This window comes from Pseudomonas sp. TMB3-21 (assembly GCF_054898145.1).
The window spans coordinates 1514963-1534241 of record NZ_CM142718.1 but is presented as its reverse complement, the minus strand read 5'-3'; the positions used below and the strand labels follow the sequence as shown (position 1 = coordinate 1534241).

Genomic DNA, 19279 nt, shown 5'->3' with positions numbered 1-19279 from the left:
TCAGGCAATGACTAGGATAAGCACAGCTTATGTATGACGCGTTGGGAGATTTGTCGCTGGATTTGCTCCGCGCCTTTGAGGCAGCGGCCCGGCAGCGCAGCTTTACGGCGGCGGCGGTCGAGCTTGGCACTACGCAACCGGCGATCAGCCAGCAGATCAAACGGCTGGAGGACCAACTCGGGGCGCGATTGTTTGATCGGATCTATCGAGGCATTGAGCTGACCGAAGCGGGAACGATCCTTTTCGAGCAGGTTCAGCTCGGATTGCAGAACATCGACGCAGGTTTAAATGCGATCAGCGCGCAGCAACAGCATGAAGTCCTGCAAGTCGCCACCGATTTCGCCTTCGCCGCCTATTGGCTGATGCCTCGTTTGCACCGTTTCCATGCCGCACATCCGCAGGTGGACGTCAGCCTGGTGACCAGTGAGCGCAGCCATAACATGTTGCGCACCGATATCGACGTGGCGGTGCTGTTTGGTGATGGGCGCTTCAAGCAGGGCGAGAGTCATTGGCTGTTCAGCGAGGAAGTGTTCCCGGTGTGCAGCCCACTGCTGGTGAAAGACCGCCCTCTGCCCTTGCCTGCCAAAGCTTTGCTGGATTTGCCGCTGCTGCACTTGCGCGGGGAAAACAGCAGCAACTGGTTCGATTGGAGCGGCGTGTTTCGTGAGTTGGGCATCACTTCAGCGCCAGCGCCCGGGCAATTACGTTTCGACAATTACACCTTGCTGATTCAAGCCGCGATCGGCGGTCAGGGCGTGGCAATCGGTTGGCGGCACCTTGTGGATAACTTATTGGCCCAAGGTCTGTTGTGTCGACCGGTTACTGACGCGGTCATTTCGCGATTGGGTTATTACGTGGTGCTGCCGCAGCGTAAGCGGCGCGGGGAATTAATTCAGACATTCCTGGATTGGTTGATGGCCGAGCAGGCAAGCAGCGCGCAGTCGTTGAATGGCCTGCCGCTGCCGTCGGTTGCGGTTTGAATCAAGACGAGGCAGCCACAAAATTCACATGCTCACCTACATGCAGATTGAGGTGCAGCTCATCGGCAATCCCCACCGCTACACGGTTCAAGCGCTCGAGCGGTTCTTTCAATCCAGGCTCCAGGCTGCTGCTGACGTGGCTGAAATGCTCAATCGTCAGCCCGGCAACTCCGCGCGGCGCATTCACCAAGGTCCACTGCAGGCCACTGCTTTCCAGGGCTTCACGGATTTCTTCGGCGGCGTGACGCTGCAACCGGTCCTCGATTTCGGGGTCGTCCAACAGTTCGAAATCCCCTACCACAAACAATCTGGCGATGCCGGCAGCCTGCATGCCATCGATCAATGCATCTACGGCCAGGACTTGCTCTACCGGGCCTGGAACCACTTTTTCCACATGCTCGCTATTAAACGGTAGCCCCGGAGCGTCCAGCAGGCACACCACTGCCGAACAACCCGCGACGCTTTGCTTGACCCGCTCGGCGTCAAACAGATCCCCGGTCTTGGCGCGCAAGCCGGGACGCGGCGCGAGTGCGGTCAGGTCATCGAGAATCGCGATCACTTCATGCTGACGTCGCAGCATTTCAGCCATCAGCGCACTGCCCAGGCTACTCATGGCACCATAGAGCACCACTTTCACCACCTGGGTTTCTGCATTTTTCATGGCTGAGGTCCCCTCTTGTTATGCGTATATGGCGTGTGACCTGCGCGCATCGTTGAGGGTTCGAAGATTTGGAGGGTTACCCGATGCAAGCGATCAAGGGCTATCACGCTCACGTCTATTTCAACGCCGGCACTATCGATCAGGCGCGCGCCTTGTGTGAGCAGGCGGTGCAGTTGTTCCCGGTGAAAATGGGGCGAGTGCATGAGCGCCCGGTTGGGCCGCATCCCGACTGGAGCTGTCAATTGGCTTTCGAACCGAATGCAATCGGCGACGTGCTGCCGTGGCTGGCGCTCAATCGCAACGGCCTGGTGATATTTCTGCACCCAGACACCGGCAACGATTTGCTCGACCACACCGAGCATGCGATCTGGATGGGCGCCATGCGCCCGCTGAATCTGTCTAGTTTTTGATCAACAAACCCCGCCGTGCCCGTCCGACGACCGGTTGTACTTCCGGTCAATGCTTTCATCGGCGAAAGGTCGGTGAAAGCTTGCGCGATTAGGATCGCCCTCACTGCCGGCAACAGACCGGTGGCCAATGCCAGGTTTTTCTGACTCGCACGGCCCATTTAACAACAACAATGGTGATCCTGATGTCCTTCGCAACCCGCCGCTTCGCTGTCACTCCGTCCGTACGTTTCGTGCTTCCCGTTCTGCGCTGACCTCACCCGGTTCGCTCATTCCCTAGCCGCGCTACGCCTGGAGTATTCCCATGCTGACTTTCCTTGGCTTCGCCATGGTCATCACGTTCATGTTCCTGATCATGACCAAGCGCCTGTCCGCGCTGATCGCTCTGATCATCATCCCGATTGTGTTTGCGCTGTTCGGTGGTTTTGCGCCGAAGATCGGTCCGATGATGCTCGAAGGCATTACCAAGCTGGCGCCGACCGGCGTGATGCTGATGTTCGCCATCCTCTACTTCGCCTTGATGATCGACTCCGGCCTGTTCGACCCGGCGGTGCGCAAGATCCTCAAACTGGTCAAGGGCGACCCGCTGAAAGTGTCGATCGGCACCGCCGTGCTGGCTCTAGTCGTCTCCCTCGACGGTGACGGCGCGACCACCTATATGATCTGCGTCGCCGCCATGTTGCCGCTGTACAGCCGCATCGGCATGAGCCCGCGGATCATGGCCGGCCTGATCATCCTCGCCGGCGGCGTGATGAACATGACGCCGTGGGGCGGCCCGACCGCGCGTGCCGCCAGCGCGCTGCATGTCGACCCTTCGGACATTTTCGTGCCGATGGTGCCGGCCATGCTGGCGGGTGTGGTGGCCATTCTGGCGATCGCCTACTTCTACGGCATGCGTGAACGCGCACGTCTGGGTGAGCTGCACCTGGTGGGCGATGAGATTGATCACAGCGAAATCAGCGTTTCGCAGTTTCCGGATGCCCGCCGTCCGAAGCTGATCTGGTTCAACGCCGCCCTCACGCTGGTGTTGATGTGCACGCTGGTGGCCGGTCTGTTGCCGCTGCCGGTGCTGTTCATGGTGGCTTTCAGTATCGCCATGATCGTCAACTACCCGTGCCTGCAGATGCAGAAGGACCGCATCGCCGCCCACTCCGGCAGCGTGCTGGCGGTGGTCGGGTTGATCTTCGCCGCCGGGATTTTCACCGGTATCCTCTCCGGCACCGGCATGGTCGACGCGATGTCGAAGAGCCTGCTGGCGGTGATTCCGGACTTCCTCGGGCCATACCTGGCCGTGATCACCGCACTGGTGAGCATGCCCTTCACGTTTTTCATGTCGAATGATGCATTTTATTACGGCGTGTTACCGGTACTTGCCGAAGCAGCCAGTCATTACGGTATAACCGCGGTGGAAATGGCACGTGCCTCGATCGTCGGTCAACCCGTCCACTTGTTGAGCCCGCTGGTACCATCGACTTATCTGTTGGTGGCGCTGGCCGGGATCGACTTCGGCGATCATCAGCGCTTCACGCTGAAGTGGGCAGTGCTGGTTTGCCTGTGCATACTGGTCGCCGCATTGCTGATGGGGATTTTTCCGCTGTTCAGCACTCTATAAGCCCAAGACTCATCACGTCGGGTCCAGGCTTTGTGGTTTGAAGTCGGGACCCTTCGTGGTTTAACAATCGCTCAAAGGAATACACATGGAATGGCTGACCAACCCTGAGATCTGGGTTGCCTTCTTGACACTGACCGCCCTGGAAATCGTCCTGGGTATCGATAACATCATCATGATTTCGATCCTGGTCAGCCGCATGCCCAAGCACATGCAGCAGCGCACCAGGATTTTTGGCCTGGCCCTGGCCATGATCACGCGGATTCTGTTGCTGCTGTCGATCACCTGGGTCATGCGCCTTACCGCCGACCTGTTCGAAATGTTCGGCCAGGGCATTTCCGGGCGAGACCTGATCCTGTTCTTCGGTGGCCTGTTCCTGCTCTGGAAAAGTTCGCAGGAGATGTACCATGCGCTGGAAGGTGAGGATGAGACTCACGATGAGCCGAGCGTCAAGGGCGGCAACTTCCTCTACACCATCATCCAGATCGCGATCATCGACATCGTGTTCTCGCTGGACTCGGTAATCACTGCCGTGGGCATGGTGTCGCATGTACCGGTCATGGTCGCGGCGATTGTAGTCGCGGTACTGGTAATGATGCTCGCGGCGGGCACCATCAGCGCATTCATCGACAAGCACCCGTCGCTGAAGATGCTGGCACTGTCGTTCCTGTTGCTGGTGGGCACCGTGTTGATCGCCGAGTCCTTCGAAGTTCACTTGCCAAAAGGCTACGTGTATTTCGCCATGGCGTTCTCGCTGGCGGTGGAAGCCATCAACATCAAAATGCGCACCGCAATGGCCAAGAAGCGCAAACAGCAGGATCCGGTGAAACTGCGCAAGGATGTTCCTGGGCAGTAATGCTTTCACTGGAACCCCTGTGGCGAGGGAGCTTGCTCCCTGGCCGCGAAGCGGCCCTGAAACAGGCGCCTGCGATTATCAATAAAATCGCGGACGTCTGTTTTGCGCTTGCTTCGCAACCGAGCGGGAGCAAGCTCCCTCGCCACAAAACACAAGGGCCTTCGGGCCCTTTGTTCGTTTTTGCATCGAAATTGCTTTCATGACGCTTTTGTTTCAATCACTTCTTTAGCTATGCGATGCTGGCGCGCAGACCGTTAGCCAACTACAGCTTAAGTAAACCAACGTAGATCGTCGCGCGGCACCGTCAACTTGTCCCTATGGGACGCTGCCACCCCAGGGGGCCTTTATGCTCACCCTGCTCAATCTGTTATCTGCCGTGGCTCTGTTGATCTGGGGCACGCACATCGTCCGAACCGGCATCCTGCGGGTTTATGGTTCCAATTTGCGCCATGTGATTGGCCAGAATATGTCCAAACGCGGGTTGGCGTTCCTTGCCGGGATCATCGTGACCGCGATGGTGCAGAGCAGCAACGCTACCGCCATGCTCGTTACGTCCTTCGTCGGTCAAGGCCTGATGGCGCTGACTCCGGCGCTGGCGACCATGCTGGGGGCCGACGTGGGTACCGCGCTGATGGCGCGGGTGCTGACCCTAGATCTGTCGTGGTTGTCGCCGCTGCTAATCTTCCTCGGAGTTATTTTCTTTCTGTCGCGCAAGCAGACCCGTCTTGGCCAGATGGGCCGCGTCAGTATTGGTCTGGGTCTGATCATCCTGGCGCTGCAGCTGATTGTTGAAGCGGCGGCACCGATCACTCAGGCCCAAGGCGTGAAGGTGATTTTCGCTTCGCTAACCGGTGACATTCTTCTCGATGCCTTGGTCGGCGCGCTGTTCGCGATGATTTCCTACTCCAGCCTCGCCGCCGTCCTGCTGACCGCAACGCTGGCGGGTGCGGCGGTGATCAGCTTGCCAGTGGCGATCGGTCTGGTGATCGGCGCCAACATCGGCAGCGGCATCCTGGCGTTCATGAGCACCAGCATGCAGAACGCCGCCGGGCGCCAGGTTGCGCTGGGCAGTCTGCTGTACAAACTGATCGGCCTGCTGTTGATCATTCCGGTGCTCGACCCGCTGGCGCACTGGATCGACGGCCTGGACTACAGCCCGCAGGAAATGGTCATCGGTTTTCACCTGCTCTACAACACCGCGCGGTGCCTGATCCTGCTGCCCAGCGTCGGTCCGATGGCCAGGCTGTGCGCCTGGTTGCTGCCGCAGCGACCGGAAACCAATGGCACCGCCAAACCCCGTCATCTCGACCCGACGGCGCTGGTCACGCCAAGCCTGGCACTGGCCAATGCGGCTCGGGAAACGTTGCGCATCGGTGACCTGATCGACAACATGCTCGAAGCCATGCTCGACGTGTTGAGCGGCAAACAGACTGCCGTCACCCAGCAAGTGCGCTGCCTGACTGATGACGTCGAATCGCTTTACAGCGCGATCAAGCTGTATCTGGCGCAAATGCCAAGGGAAGACCTCAGCGATCACGACAGCCGGCGCTGGGCGGAAACCATCGAGCTGGCGATCAACCTCAAACTCGCCAGTGACCTGATCGAACGCATGCTGCGTAAAGTGCAGCAGCAAAAGACCTCGCAGCGACGGTCGTTTTCTGAAGTCGGGCTGGAAGAGCTGGCGGGACTGCACAGCCAGTTGATCGCCAACTTGCGACTGGGGTTGTCGGTATTTCTCAGCGCCGACAAGGAAGGCGCCCGCCAGTTGTTGCGCGAGAAACGCCGGTTTCGCGCGCAGGAACGCCGCTTGGCCCACGCGCATGTCAGTCGCCTGCAACGCAAGATCGTGCAAAGCATCGAGACCAGTTCGCTGCACCTGGAGCTGATCGCCGACATGAAGCGCCTCAATTCATTGTTCTGCAGCAGTGCCTATGTGGTGCTGGAAACGTCCGACACCGGCGCGCTGGCGGCGGATGATTTGGCCGACATCACGCATTCGCCTTGAACGACTGGCGGCAGGGTTAGTCAGTAACTTTGGTTCCGGTTCAAGATCATCCGAGCAAGCTCGCCCCGCACCTTACAGGTAGGAGCAAGCTTGCTCGCGATGGTTGCCCGGAAAGCGACACGGATCTCCAATCAGTCGTATGGAAGCTCGCTATGCGTTGTCTGTTGCTCGCCTGTCTATTGCTTGGCTCACTCCCCGCGTTCGCCCTGGATCGTTTTCAGGTCGAAGGTTACACGCTGCCCAACGGCCTGCAGTTGCTGCTCAAACCGGGCACGGAGCGTGGGCATGTGGCGATCCGCCTGGTGGTCGGCGTTGGCATGGATGATTTCGCCTGCAACGAAAAAGAGCTGCCGCACCTGCTTGAACATCTGCTGTTCAGCGGCATAGATGCGGCGGGCGAAGGCGGTCTGGAGGAGCGCATGCAAGCGCTGGGCGGTGAATGGAACGCTTTCACCAGCAACGCCGACACCACCTTCGTGATTGAAGCACCGGCGAAAAACCAGCGCAAAGTCCTCGACCTTCTCCTCGCGCTGCTGACCCAGACACGCATCGATGACAACGCTATCAACGCCGCCAAACAAGTGGTTGAGCGTGAGGAAGGGGGTCACTACACGCACTTGCAGCGTTGGCTCGATCGCCAGGACCTCGGGCACACGGCCAGCAATCAGCTGGCAATTGAGCTCGGCCTGAAATGCCCGGAGCGCGCCGAGGTCGACCACCTCACCCAAGAGCAACTCGAAACCGTGCGCGCGGCCTGGTATGCACCCAACAACATGACCCTGATTATCGTCGGTGACCTTGAGCGCTTGCTACCGGCTTATCTGGAGCGGGCCTGGGGCGCACTGGAACCCGTAGACCCCACCGATCACCCGCCACTGCCGGAGATCAATGCCAGCGCGGCGCATGAGCGTACGCTGAGCCACGGTCTGGTCGGCGGAAGCGCCAAATTGCATTGGTTGGTGCCGGAACCGGTGCTGGAAAATCAGCACGATCAAACCTTCGATTTGCTCAAGGACTATCTGGATTGGGCGCTCTATCGACAGCTTCGCCTGAGCCATGGTTTGTCCTACGGGCCTTCCGCCGAGCGCGAACTGTTCGGCGGGGTCGGCTTCATGAGCCTCAACGCTGACCTGGAGCGCGACGACGTGCCCCAGGCCGAACAGGTGCTGGAACAGTTGAAGGCCGAGCTGCTCAAGGACGGCTTGAATGCCGAAACCTTCGACCGTCTCAAGCAGGCTGCCATCGCCCGTCAGGCCTGGGCGGTTCAAGGCAACAGCGCGCTGGCCGATTACTATTGGAGCGCTTTGGGAAATTATCAGGACGGCCGTTTCGCCGACCCTGCCAGAGAGCTCAAGGGCGTGACGCTGGCCGAGGCCAACGAGGCCATGCGTGAATTGCTCAAGCAGCCCGGTTACCTGCGAGTCGAGAAGCCACTGATGAGTGACGATCAGTTTGTCTGGGCGGTTGCCGGGAGCCTGGCGCTGGTCGTGCTGGTGTTGTTGAGTTGGCGTGTTTATCGCAGAAAGTAACCGTTTCCTGTGGCGAGGGAGCTTGCTCCCGCTGGGGTGCGAAGCGCCCCTCAATACCCGAAAATCGCTTTTTTCTGCCTGGATAGGACGCGTCGGTTTTGGGGCGCATCGCGCCCAGCGGGAGCAAGCTCCCTCGCCACAGGAGCGGATTGGTAGCAGACGTATCCCCTCGCCACGCCGCCCCACCGGGCGGTACTCTGGCGAGGATTTTCCCTACGACTATTTGTGAATCGCCGAATGCAGACAATGAACGTGTACCTACAGCGCATTCTGGAGTTGATGAAGCGCTACCCAGGCGTCATTGCGCTCGGCGGATTCATCTCCGGGGTCGGCAGTTTCATGCTGGTCGATCGCCAGCAAGGGCTGGCGTCCTGGATCGCCGTCATCATGCTGATCAGCTGGATCTGGCTGATGCTGGAAAACAGCATGACCCGGCTGTTCGCGAAAATTTTCAAACGCGAAATCCCTCAGCCTTTACTGCGTTACGGCACGCAAATGATCCACCAGGAAAGCCTGTTTTTCGTCCTGCCGTTCTTCTTCATCACCACTACCTGGAACAGCGGACAGTTTTTCTTCACCGGCATGCTCTGCCTCGCGGCACTGATTTCCATCATCGACCCGATTTACTACAAATGGCTCGCGCCGAGGCGTTGGGCGTTTTTGGCGTTGCACACGCTGACCCTGTTTGCCGCCCTGCTCACCGCCCTGCCCGTCATCCTGCACCTGACCACTTCCCAGAGTTTCAAACTGGCACTGGGCATTTCCGTGCTGCTGTCGTTTCCCAGCCTGGCGTCGATCTTTCCGATTCGCACGGTGCGTAACGCCGTGGCGATTCTCTGCATCACGGTGGGCATTGGCGGCGTCGGTTGGGTCTTGCGTTCGTGGGTGCCGCCAGCGACGTTGTGGATGACTGATGTTGCGATCAGCACCCAAATGCAGGACCGCACGCCCGGCAAGAGTCTGGACGAGGTCAGCGCCGAACAGATTAGCGGCGACGGCCTGTACGCCTACACCGCGATCAACGCCCCGCGTGGCCTCGACGAGCGGATTTATCACGTCTGGCAATTCAACGGCAAAGAGGTCGACCGCATTGCGCTGGATATCCGCGGCGGGCGCAAGGAGGGCTATCGCGCCTGGACCCACAAGCGCAATTTCCCCGGCAACCCGGCAGGCAAGTGGCAGGTTCGGGTGTTGACCGAAGATGGCCAACTGATCGGCGTACTGCGCTTCAAGATCAAGGACAGCACACCGGTCAAAGAAAAGTCGGCCGGTTCGTGATATTACCTAACCCTGCGCAACAGCCACGCAAGCACGGAGCTTATGATCAGCAGCCCAATGGCCGGCGATGCCCGACTGGACACCACCAACACTCCCGCGCAATTGCGGATTACGGGTGACTGGACGCTCGCCCATTACGCGGCTCTGAAAAGCCTGAGCGAAAAGCTCCACGGCCAATACACCGGCAGCACCCACATCGACCTCAATGGCCTCGGCGCGCTCGATACCGCCGGCGCATCGCTGTTGGTGGAGTTGCTCGGTTCCGAGCGCCTTGGTAAATCCGCCGAGCACCCGGACTGCACGTTGTCGGCCGCCGACCGTGCGTTGTTGCAGACGGTGTATTGCTCGATGACCGATTTCTGCGTGCCGATCAAAGAGCCGGAAATCAACGTTGGCATTCAACTGCTGACGCGCATTGGCCGCGCAGTCGATGCCGTCTGGCAAGACACCTTGCAACTGCTCGGTTTCGTCGGTCTGATCATGGAAACCATCGCTCGCGGCTTGTTTCGTCCAAAACGCTGGCGCCTGACGCCGATGGTCGCGCACATTGAGCAGACCGGCCTCGACGCCGCCCCCATCGTCGCCCTCCTCACTTTTCTGGTGGGTGCTGTGGTGGCATTTCTCGGTGCGACGGTGCTGGCCGGTTTCGGTGCGACGATCTTCACCGTGGACCTGGTAGCGTTTTCCTTCCTGCGCGAGTTCGCCGTGCTGCTCACCGCCATCCTCATGGCCGGACGTACTGCCAGTGCGTTCACCGCGCAGATTGGCTCGATGAAAGCCAATGAAGAAATCGACGCCATCCGCACCCTCGGCCTCGATCCGATGGAGCTGCTGGTAGTGCCGCGTGTGTTGGCGTTGCTGGTGGCGCTGCCGATGCTGACCTTTCTGGCGATGCTCTCGGGGATCATTGGCGGTGGCGTGGTGTGCGCGGTGTCGCTGGATATCTCGCCGGCGATGTTCCTCTCGCTGCTGCAATCGGACATCGGCGTTCAGCATTTTCTGGTGGGCATGGTCAAAGCACCGATTTTTGCTTTTCTGATCGCCGCGATCGGTTGCCTGGAAGGCTTTAAAGTCAGCGGCAGCGCCGAGTCTGTTGGCGCACACACCACGTCGAGTGTGGTGCAGTCTATTTTTGTGGTGATCATCCTGGACGCCATTGCCGCGCTGTTTTTCATGGAGATGGGCTGGTGAGTCGTCAATCCCGAGCGCCCTGCGAGGCGGTGATCGAAGTGCGTGGGCTGTGCAACCGTTTCGGCAGCCAGAGCGTGCACGAGAACCTTGACCTGGACTTGTACAAAGGCGAGATCCTTGCGGTGGTTGGCGGGTCCGGCAGCGGCAAATCGGTATTGCTGCGCAGCATCGTCGGCTTGCGCCAGCCGAGTGAAGGCGTGGTCAAGGTCTTGGGCAAAAACCTGCCGACGCTCTCCGAGCACGAACGCTCACTGGTCGAACGGCGTTTTGGCGTGCTGTTCCAGAAAGGCGCGCTGTTTTCTTCGCTGACGGTCACCGAGAACGTCGCCCTGCCCTTGATCGAGCACGCCGGCCTTAGCCGCGAGGATGCCGAGCATCTGGCTGCGGTGAAACTGGCCCTCGCGGGTTTGCCCCTGTCGGCGGCCGATAAATACCCGGCGTCGCTGTCCGGCGGCATGATCAAGCGCGCGGCGCTGGCCCGGGCCTTGGCGCTAGACCCGGATATTCTGTTTCTTGATGAACCTACCGCTGGCCTCGATCCGATTGGCGCGGCGGCGTTCGATCAACTGATCCTGACCCTGCGTGATGCGTTGGGCCTGAGTGTGTTTCTGGTCACTCACGACCTCGACACGCTTTACACCATCACCGACCGTGTGGCGGTGCTGGCGCAGAAAAAAGTGCTGGTGGCGGACGCCATCGATGTGGTCTCGGAAACCGACGATCCGTGGATTCACGAATACTTCCATGGCCCTCGCGGCCGCGCGGCGCTTACCGCCGCCCAACAGCTCAACGAGGTCTGACATGGAAACCCGAGCCCATCATGTGTTGATTGGTCTGTTCACCGTGATCGTGGTGGCTGGCGCCCTGCTCTTCGGTCTGTGGCTGGCCAAGTCCAGCGTCGACACCCAGTTCAAGGATTACGAAGTCGTCTTTAACGAAGCGGTCAGCGGTCTGTCCCAGGGCAGCGCTGTGCAGTACAGCGGGATCAAGGTGGGCGATGTGGTGACCTTGCGCCTGGACCCGAAAGACCCGCGCCGGGTGCTGGCGCGAATCCGCCTTGGCGGCGACACACCGATCAAACAGGACACCCAGGCAAAACTGGCGCTGACCGGGATAACCGGCACGTCGATCATCCAGCTCAGCGGTGGCACGCCGCAGAGCCCGGCGCTGGAAGGCAAAGACGGCAACCTTCCGACCATCATTGCGTCGCCCTCGCCCATCGCCCGTTTGCTCAATGAGAGCAATGATTTGATAGGGGGCGTGAGCAGCTTGATGAACAACGCCAACCTGATGTTCTCCGAGCAAAACATCGAGCGCATCAGCAAGACCCTTGAACACCTGGAGCAAACCACCGGGACCATCGCCGAACAACGCGGCGACATCCGCCAGGCCATGCAGCAACTGGGCGCCGTCGGCAAACAGGCGTCGGCCACGCTCGAGCAGACGGCGGCGTTGATGCGTAACGCCAACGGTTTGCTCAATGATCAGGGCAAGCAAATGTTCGGCAGTGCCGAGCAGGCGATGAAATCGCTGGAGCACAGCAGCGCGACGATCAACACGCTGCTGACGACCAACAAGGATTCAATCAATAGCGGCATGCAAGGTCTCAACGGCTTGGGCCCGGCCATTCGCGAGCTACGCGAGACGCTGTCGTCGTTGCGGGCGATTTCCCAGCGACTGGAAACCAACCCCGGCGGTTACCTGCTGGGCAATGACAAGAACAAGGAATTCACGCCATGAAATTGCGCCTCGCTGCCCTCCTCGCTGCTGTTGCGCTGAGCGGAGCCTGCTCGATCCTGCCCGAGTCGCCGCCATCGGATGTCTATCGCTTACCGTCCGCGCATAGCCCTGCGGTTAACAACGGCATGGCGCAGCGCTGGTCGTTGCGGTTGAACAAACTGCAGGCGAGCGAAGCGTTGAACAGCGCGCACATCGCCGTGATACCGCAAGGTGATCTGATCAGCAGCTACGCCGCCTCGCGCTGGAGCGATCCGGCACCGGTGCTGCTGCGCAATCGTCTGCTCGATGGTTTTCAGCGTGATGGTCGGGTGTCATTGTTGAGCACTGATGACAGCAATTTTCAGGCGGACCTGGAGCTGGGTGGCAATTTGCAGGCGTTCCAGACCGAATATCAGGGCAGCACCGCGAGTGTCGTGGTACGCCTGGATGCCTTGCTGGTGCGCAGTTACGACCAGCGCATTCTGGCCAGTCGCCGCTTTGAGGTGAGGCAGCCGCTGAGCGATGTAAAAGTACCTGCGGTGGTGGCCGGGTTTGGTCAGGCCAGCGACCGCTTGACCGCGCAGGTGGTGAGCTGGGCCGTAGAGCAGGGCCAGAAAATCGCCCCGCCCGTCAGGAATACCGCGGAGACCCTGTAGCAGCTGGCGAAGCCTGCCTCCGGCTGCGAAGCAGTCGCAAAACATACCTTACAGATTCCGTATTACGGCTGACGGCTGCTTCGCCGCCGGACGCAGGCTTCGCCAGCTGCTACAAGGTTTCGGTCAGCCAAAGAACCAGTAGCAAACCCCGATAGCCCCAATCACTCCGGCCAACTCCGCCAGCAACGCACACCCCACGGCATGCCGCGCCCGCTGGATGCCCACCGCGCCGAAATACACCGCCAACACATAAAAGGTCGTTTCGGTACTGCCCTGCACCGTCGCCGCCACCAGTGCCGGGAAGCTGTCCACACCGGACGTCTGCATGGTTTCGATCAGCATCGCCCGGGCAGCGCTGCCGGAGAACGGTTTGACCATGGCCGTCGGTAGCGCATCGACGAAACGGGTGTCCCAGCCGGCCCATTCCACCAAATGCCGAATTCCGTCCAGGCCGAAGTCCAGAGCGCCGGACGCGCGCAACACGCCAACCGCACACAGCATCGCCACCAGATACGGCAGCAGATTTTTCGCCACGTCGAAGCCTTCTTTCGCGCCTTCGACGAACGCTTCGTAGACCTTCACTTTGCGTAATGCGCCGACGATCAGAAACATCATGATCAGACCGAACAGCGTCAGGTTGCCGAGGATCGAGGACAAGCCCGCCAGCGCGGTCGCCGAGAGCGTCGCCAGCAAGGCCATGAACGCACCGAGTGCGAGGGCCCCGGGTATCAGGTACGCAAGCACCACCGGGTCCCACAGCCGCAGGCGTTGCATGAACGCCACCGACAGCAGGCCGACCAGCGTCGAGCAACTGGTGGCGAGCAGGATCGGCAGGAATACCAGCGTCGGATCCGGCGCGCCTTGTTGGGCGCGATACATGAAGATCGTCACCGGCAACAGTGTCAGGGAGGACGCGTTGAGCACCAGAAACAGGATCTGCGCGTTGCTGGCGATGGTGGGGCTGGGGTTGAGCTCCTGCAGCGCTTTCATTGCCTTGAGGCCGATCGGCGTGGCTGCGTTGTCCAGGCCCAGACCGTTGGCTGCGAAGTTGAGCGTGATCAGACCGATGGCCGGGTGTCCGGCCGGCACTTCCGGCATCAGCCGCAAGAACAGCGGCCCCAGCGCCTTGGCCAGCCATTCGACAATCCCGGCCTTTTCGGCAATGCGCAGGAAGCCCAGCCACAGCGTCAAGGTGCCAAACAGCAGGACCATCACTTCGACCGACAACTTGGCCATGGCAAAGATGCTTTCTACCATCGCCGCGAAGATCCCGGCATTGCCGCCGATCAGCCACTGCGCCAGCGCCGATACTGCTGCCACGATGAAGAAGCCAAGCCACAGGCCATTGAGCATCAGTTGAATCCCCCAAAGAATGCGGCGAATGATAGCGGGGTCGCCAGAAACGACAAACCCCGGATTTCTCCGGGGTTTGCATATTCGACTCGTTCCCTTGTAGGAGTGAGCCTGCTCGCGATGAGGCAGCACATGCAACATCTCTGTTGTCTAGTGTACCGCTATCGCGAGCAGGCTCACTCCTACAAGGGGTGGTGTTAATTGCGGGAAATCTCACCCGCCGGCATTGGGTCCTTGCTGCGCCAGTGCGGCAGGGAATTCCAGTAGCGCTCGCCCTTCGCGTCGTCGTACATGCCTTCCCAGCGAGAGATGACCAGCACGGCCAGTGCGTTGCCGATCACGTTCAAGGCGGTACGGGCCATGTCCATGATGCGGTCGACACCGGCGATAAACGCCAGACCTTCCAGCGGAATGCCGACGCTGCCCAGCGTGGCCAGCAACACCACGAAGGACACGCCCGGAACACCGGCGATGCCTTTGGAGGTGACCATTAGCGTCAGCACCAGCAGCAATTGCTGACTGATCGACAAATCGATGCCATACAACTGCGCAATGAAGATGGCTGCAATGCTCTGATACAGCGTCGAGCCATCGAGGTTGAATGAGTAACCGGTCGGCACCACAAAGCTGCAGATCGCTTTCGGCGCGCCGTACGCTTCCATTTTCTCGATCACGCGCGGCAGCACGGTTTCGGAACTGGCGGTGGAGTAAGCCAGTACCAGCTCATCCTTGAAGATGCGCATCAGCTTGAGCACCGAGAACCCGAACAGGCGCGCTATCAGGCCCAGCACCACGAAGGCGAAGAAGATAATCGCGACATAAACCAGGATTACCAATTTGGCCAGCGGCAAAAGCGAGGCGAAACCGAAGTTGGCCACGGTCACGGCGATCAGTGCGAAAACGCCGATCGGGGCGTAGTTCATGATCATGTGGGTGACTTTGAACATGCTTTCCGACACGCCCTGGAACATCGTCACCAGCGGGTCGCGCAATTCCGGTTTGAGGCTCGACAGACCGAGGCCGAACAACACCGAAAAGAAGATGATCGGCAGCATTTCGCCACGGGCAACGGCGGCGAAGATGTTCGAAGGGATCAGGTTGAGGATGGTTTCGATGAACGCGTGTTCATGTTGAACCTCGGCGGCCGTCGCCTGGTACTTGGAAATATCCACTGTACCGAGGGTGCTCATGTCGATGCCGGCACCGGGGTGGAACACGTTGGCCAGCACCAGGCCGACAACGATGGCGATCGTAGTGACGACTTCGAAGTAGAGGATGGTCTTGAGGCCAATGCTGCCGAGCTTCTTCGCATCACCAACGCCGGCAATACCAACGATCAAAGACGAGATCACGATTGGAATCACGATCATCTTGATCAGACGGATAAAGATATCGCCTGCCGGTTGCAGGACGTTGCTGATCCACCAGGCTTTCTCGGCACTGAAGTGGTTAAGCAACGCACCGATTGCAATCCCCAACACCAGACCGATCAGGATCTGCCAGGCGAGGCTGATTTTTGCCTTCTTCATATCTTTACCCTTACTTGCGTTTGACTCAGGCAGATGCTGGAACTGGAACGCCCGCGGCGAAAAAATTCAGTGCATCTGCCCCCGTATAAGGTGCCCCCGGTTCGCGTTTTGACGGCGTTCTGGCAGGCGAAAAAAGGCGCAACTATTCCGATGCAAGGAAGCGACGTCTAATGCCGTAAACGACTACCCTATGCCGAATCGGCATGAGCTTTTTTGTTACAAAGTCGCGTCCCAAGCGGTTCGGTTACGACATTTCGGCAAACTTTTGTGCCGTGAACCGGCCATATACGGGACTATCGGGTGATATTCAGCGGACGCGGAAGCGGAGTATTTCGAGACTTTTCAGCTGACACTCAGAAAAAATCACGTTGAAAAACAGCGACTTTTTCTAGATATACGGTCGTAAAAAGGCATCGAAAGAAATGTTCAAGAGGAAAAAACGAGATGAAGCGAGCAGCGCTGCCGAATGGCTCGCTGGGGATATAGCGATTCGGGCATAAGCCCTTCGCAAGTTCGTCGGGCGTATGCCCGGCGAACTCGCGACGCAGCTATTACCTGACCCGGCCCTTGCGCAGGCACTCCCTGTGCCCGTAGGTCACTCCGCCCCTGACACAGGCAGAACATCCCGACCCCTTGGTCATGCGCCAACCTTCTTCAGGTGGCGCATTTTGAAAGAAGCCATGGGGCTTCTCTCAAGTCTTGAATCTTGAAATCAATACCAGTTCGGATCTTTTTTCAGCTGTTCCATCAGAAGCGTCTGCATGCCCTCATCGGGTTTGCCGAGGAACCGATAGTCCGCATGTCGCGTTGGCGACTTGTCGGCCGGCAGTCCTGCAGGCACCTCGACCAGCATTGCGTAAGCATCCTTTTTGTCGAAGCTAACGGCTACGATCAAGCGTTTGTTCAGGCAGGTGCTCTGTGTTTCGCACAGCGGCCCGACCAAATACTTGTCGCCATCTTCTTCTACTGCATTCATTTGCTGAGCGTCCCCGGTCAGGTTCATCACCCACTCCGGCAGCCGCTCTTCATCTTCCACCACGTCTGTCCATGTTTCGCGGTATTGCGGGTCGGCAGTCAACAACTCGTTGACCCGCGCCTGGCCGTCATTGGCCGCCGATGCCATGGCACTGCCGCCCAAAAGCAGGGCGGCTGCCAGCATTTTCAGTGAAACGTTCATCTTCAACCTCGACCGCGACGGCCAAAGAAGAACGAAACAACAAACATCACCAGGAATACGACAAAGAGAATCTTGGCGATACCCGTGGCGGTGCCCGCGATACCACCAAAGCCCAACACTGCAGCGATGATGGCAATGATCAAGAAAGTGATTGCCCAACTCAACATGGTGATTCTCCTTACGTTTCTATTTTGAGGTAATGCTTGTGGTGCTTTTCCCGGCGCCTGCAGCACGCCAAGTGTGTTGATTTTAAAAAACCCAGCGTTCCTGATGCGGCATGTCGTCTGCAGATTGAGCCTGATCGACGTCCATCATCCGCATCGAAGTGCTCTCGGCAGCGGTAACGCTGGCGGCGCTGAAGTGGGTTTGCATCGGATGTTGGATCGACACACGTGGCGCTTCTTGCTGCTGGCTCTGCTCCCAGTGCTGGTACTGCTGGACGGCGATCAAAGTGATCAGTAGCGCCAGAACAGCAAACAGACCTTGCTGGATATGCAGTGGAGAGATACGCAATTGGGCGGCACGTTGACGAGTCATCCTGAAGCTCCTCCCACATCGGGTGAATTTGGTAGAAGGCATCGCTAGGAATGCCTTGGATAACCAGACCATTGCAGCCTGCATGCCAGTTTTTTGTCGATTGTAAAATCTATATAAATCAATAAGTTGAGAATGAATAAAAATATCTCACGGACGCATCCTGCACGATGGTCCTTTTCCTGTCGTGCGTAATGCACGATAAATTTGTAGGAGATTTCATTATTTTTGAATTGCTGACGGTCAGTGGATGTCAGAAAGGGGCTTCAGAGGTTGGCTTAGGGCCGCTTATCCGATAAAAAAACAACAAAATCAGTCGATTAGCCGTAGGGTGCGGAGAGAGCTACCCCGTAGTGGACGAAATCGACCAGAATCAACCATGCAACTTGCCCGATTTTTCCGGGACTAACCAAGATCATTCATTAAGGAGCGTAGGAAAGATGGAATCAGCCACTGAGAATCAAGGCCGCATTCTGCTGGTGGACGATGAGTCCGCCATCCTGCGTACTTTTCGCTATTGCCTCGAAGACGAGGGCTACAGCGTCGCCACTGCCAACAGTGCGACTCAGGCTGAAGCGCTGCTGCAACGTCAGGTGTTCGATCTTTGCTTCCTCGATTTGCGCCTGGGTGAAGACAATGGCCTTGATGTGCTGGCGCAAATGCGGATTCAAGCGCCCTGGATGCGGGTGGTCATAGTCACGGCGCACTCGGCGGTCGATACCGCGGTGGATGCGATTCAGGCGGGAGCCGCCGATTATCTGGTCAAGCCTTGCAGTCCGGACCAGTTGCGTCTGGCCACCGCCAAGCAACTGGAAGTGCGTCAATTGTCGGCGCGTCTGGAAGCGCTTGAAGGCGAGATACGCAAACCCAAAGATGGCCTTGATTCCCACAGCCCAGCCATGAAAGTAGTGCTGGAGACGGCGCGACAGGTGGCCGGCACCGACGCCAACATCCTGATTCTCGGTGAGTCGGGCACTGGTAAAGGGGAGTTGTCCCAGGCCATTCATGGCTGGAGCAAGCGTGCGAAGAAGTCCTGCGTAACGATCAACTGCCCATCCCTCACCACCGAATTGATGGAAAGCGAGCTGTTCGGTCACACTCGCGGCGCGTTCACCGGCGCCAGCGAGAGCACTTTGGGGCGAGTCAATCAGGCGGACGGCGGCACGCTCTTTCTTGACGAAATCGGCGATTTTCCCCTCGCGCTGCAGCCAAAGTTGCTGCGTTTCATCCAGGACAAGGAATATGAGCGGATCGGCGACCCGGTCACCCGACGGGCTGATGTGCGAATCCTTGCCGCGACCAACCTCAATCTGGAAGACATGGTCCGCGATGGCCGCTTCCGTGAGGATTTGCTCTATCGCCTGAACGTCATCACGTTGCACCTGCCGCCGTTGCGCGAGCGTCGCGAGGACATCCTTAACCTGGCGGACCGTTTTCTCGCCCGCTTCGTCAAGGAATACGCGCGCCCGGCGCGCGGCTTCAGCGAGGAGGCGCGTGAAGCGCTGCTCGGTTACCGCTGGCCCGGCAATATCCGTGAGCTGCGCAACGTGGTGGAGCGGGCGAGCATCATCTGCCCACAGGAAAAGGTCGAGGTCACGCACTTGGGTATGGCCGAAACCCCGGTCAACAATGCGCCACGCATCGGCGCGGCATTGAGCCTGGATGAGTTGGAAAAGGCTCACATCGGCGCAGTACTGGCCACCGCCGATACCCTTGACCAAGCCGCGAAGACTCTCGGGATTGACGCTTCAACGCTTTACCGCAAACGCAAGCAGTACAACCTGTGAGCCTGCTC

The 19279-nt window shown here is 59.0% G+C and carries 18 protein-coding genes; 12 read left to right on the top strand and 6 right to left on the bottom strand.

Translation table 11 applies throughout. The annotated features are described in order from the left end of the window. The first annotated feature begins 29 nt into the window (after positions 1-29). A complete protein-coding gene (locus tag ACYZTS_RS07125; RefSeq protein WP_461994992.1) occupies positions 30-980 on the top strand; it encodes a choline sulfate utilization transcriptional regulator in 951 nt (316 codons plus the stop codon). 1 nt (position 981) lies between these two features. Here the strand turns inward: ACYZTS_RS07125 and ACYZTS_RS07120 are convergent, their stop codons facing one another. Continuing rightward, on the bottom strand, positions 982-1641 hold the full coding sequence (locus tag ACYZTS_RS07120) for an NAD(P)-dependent oxidoreductase (RefSeq protein ID WP_028620357.1): 660 nt from the start codon (positions 1639-1641) through the stop codon (positions 982-984). Between the two features lie 83 nt (positions 1642-1724). Here ACYZTS_RS07120 and ACYZTS_RS07115 point away from each other — a divergent pair, with 83 nt between their 5' ends. The 10 genes from ACYZTS_RS07115 to ACYZTS_RS07070 all read left to right on the top strand — a co-directional run bounded on the left by ACYZTS_RS07115 (position 1725) and on the right by ACYZTS_RS07070 (position 12891). Next, positions 1725-2051, top strand: a complete 327-nt coding sequence (locus tag ACYZTS_RS07115; protein WP_461994990.1) for a DOPA 4,5-dioxygenase family protein — start codon at positions 1725-1727, stop codon at positions 2049-2051. Between the two features lie 301 nt (positions 2052-2352). Further along, on the top strand, positions 2353-3660 hold the full coding sequence (locus ACYZTS_RS07110) for a CitMHS family transporter (RefSeq protein WP_028620358.1): 1308 nt from the start codon (positions 2353-2355) through the stop codon (positions 3658-3660). A gap of 85 nt (positions 3661-3745) precedes the next feature. Next, a complete protein-coding gene (locus ACYZTS_RS07105; protein ID WP_028620359.1) occupies positions 3746-4513 on the top strand; it encodes a TerC family protein in 768 nt (255 codons plus the stop codon). Between the two features lie 346 nt (positions 4514-4859). Continuing rightward, on the top strand, positions 4860-6518 hold the full coding sequence (locus tag ACYZTS_RS07100) for a Na/Pi cotransporter family protein (protein ID WP_461994987.1): 1659 nt from the start codon (positions 4860-4862) through the stop codon (positions 6516-6518). Between the two features lie 152 nt (positions 6519-6670). Further along, a complete protein-coding gene (locus ACYZTS_RS07095; RefSeq protein ID WP_461994985.1) occupies positions 6671-8047 on the top strand; it encodes a M16 family metallopeptidase in 1377 nt (458 codons plus the stop codon). A gap of 237 nt (positions 8048-8284) precedes the next feature. Further along, entirely contained in the window at positions 8285-9325 is a 1041-nt protein-coding gene (locus tag ACYZTS_RS07090; RefSeq protein ID WP_461994983.1) for a DUF5924 family protein, read from the top strand. 42 nt (positions 9326-9367) lie between these two features. Further along, a complete protein-coding gene (locus ACYZTS_RS07085; RefSeq protein ID WP_461994981.1) occupies positions 9368-10516 on the top strand; it encodes an ABC transporter permease in 1149 nt (382 codons plus the stop codon). Continuing rightward, positions 10513-11316 (top strand): ABC transporter ATP-binding protein, encoded by an 804-nt coding sequence (locus ACYZTS_RS07080; RefSeq protein WP_461994979.1) that lies wholly within the window; start codon positions 10513-10515, stop codon positions 11314-11316. Before ACYZTS_RS07085 ends, ACYZTS_RS07080 begins: the two co-directional genes overlap by 4 nt. Position 11317: 1 nt before the next feature. Next, positions 11318-12256: an MlaD family protein gene (locus tag ACYZTS_RS07075; RefSeq protein ID WP_028619903.1), complete on the top strand. Its 939-nt coding sequence runs from the start codon at positions 11318-11320 to the stop codon at positions 12254-12256. Next, complete coding sequence (locus tag ACYZTS_RS07070) at positions 12253-12891, top strand: ABC-type transport auxiliary lipoprotein family protein (protein WP_461994977.1); 639 nt, start codon at positions 12253-12255, stop codon at positions 12889-12891. The genes ACYZTS_RS07075 and ACYZTS_RS07070 overlap by 4 nt, the downstream gene beginning before the upstream one ends. Before the next feature lie 123 nt (positions 12892-13014). Here the strand turns inward: ACYZTS_RS07070 and ACYZTS_RS07065 are convergent, their stop codons facing one another. From ACYZTS_RS07065 to ACYZTS_RS07045, 5 genes are all read right to left on the bottom strand, one after another. Then, a complete protein-coding gene (locus ACYZTS_RS07065) occupies positions 13015-14244 on the bottom strand; it encodes a nucleoside recognition domain-containing protein (protein WP_028619901.1) in 1230 nt (409 codons plus the stop codon). Between the two features lie 197 nt (positions 14245-14441). Then, positions 14442-15773 carry a glutamate/aspartate:proton symporter GltP gene (gltP, locus tag ACYZTS_RS07060; protein WP_028619900.1) on the bottom strand — a complete coding sequence of 444 codons (1332 nt, stop codon included), beginning with the start codon at positions 15771-15773 and terminating at the stop codon, positions 14442-14444. A gap of 712 nt (positions 15774-16485) precedes the next feature. Beyond that, positions 16486-16950 carry an inhibitor of vertebrate lysozyme family protein gene (locus ACYZTS_RS07055; RefSeq protein ID WP_028619899.1) on the bottom strand — a complete coding sequence of 155 codons (465 nt, stop codon included), beginning with the start codon at positions 16948-16950 and terminating at the stop codon, positions 16486-16488. 2 nt (positions 16951-16952) lie between these two features. Then, a complete protein-coding gene (locus ACYZTS_RS07050; RefSeq protein ID WP_003380232.1) occupies positions 16953-17117 on the bottom strand; it encodes a DUF1328 domain-containing protein in 165 nt (54 codons plus the stop codon). 82 nt (positions 17118-17199) lie between these two features. Then, positions 17200-17487, bottom strand: a complete 288-nt coding sequence (locus tag ACYZTS_RS07045) for a hypothetical protein (protein ID WP_028619898.1) — start codon at positions 17485-17487, stop codon at positions 17200-17202. Positions 17488-17924: 437 nt separating this feature from the next. Here ACYZTS_RS07045 and algB point away from each other — a divergent pair, with 437 nt between their 5' ends. Further along, a complete protein-coding gene (algB, locus tag ACYZTS_RS07040; protein ID WP_028619897.1) occupies positions 17925-19271 on the top strand; it encodes a sigma-54-dependent response regulator transcription factor AlgB in 1347 nt (448 codons plus the stop codon). Positions 19272-19279 lie beyond the last annotated feature (8 nt).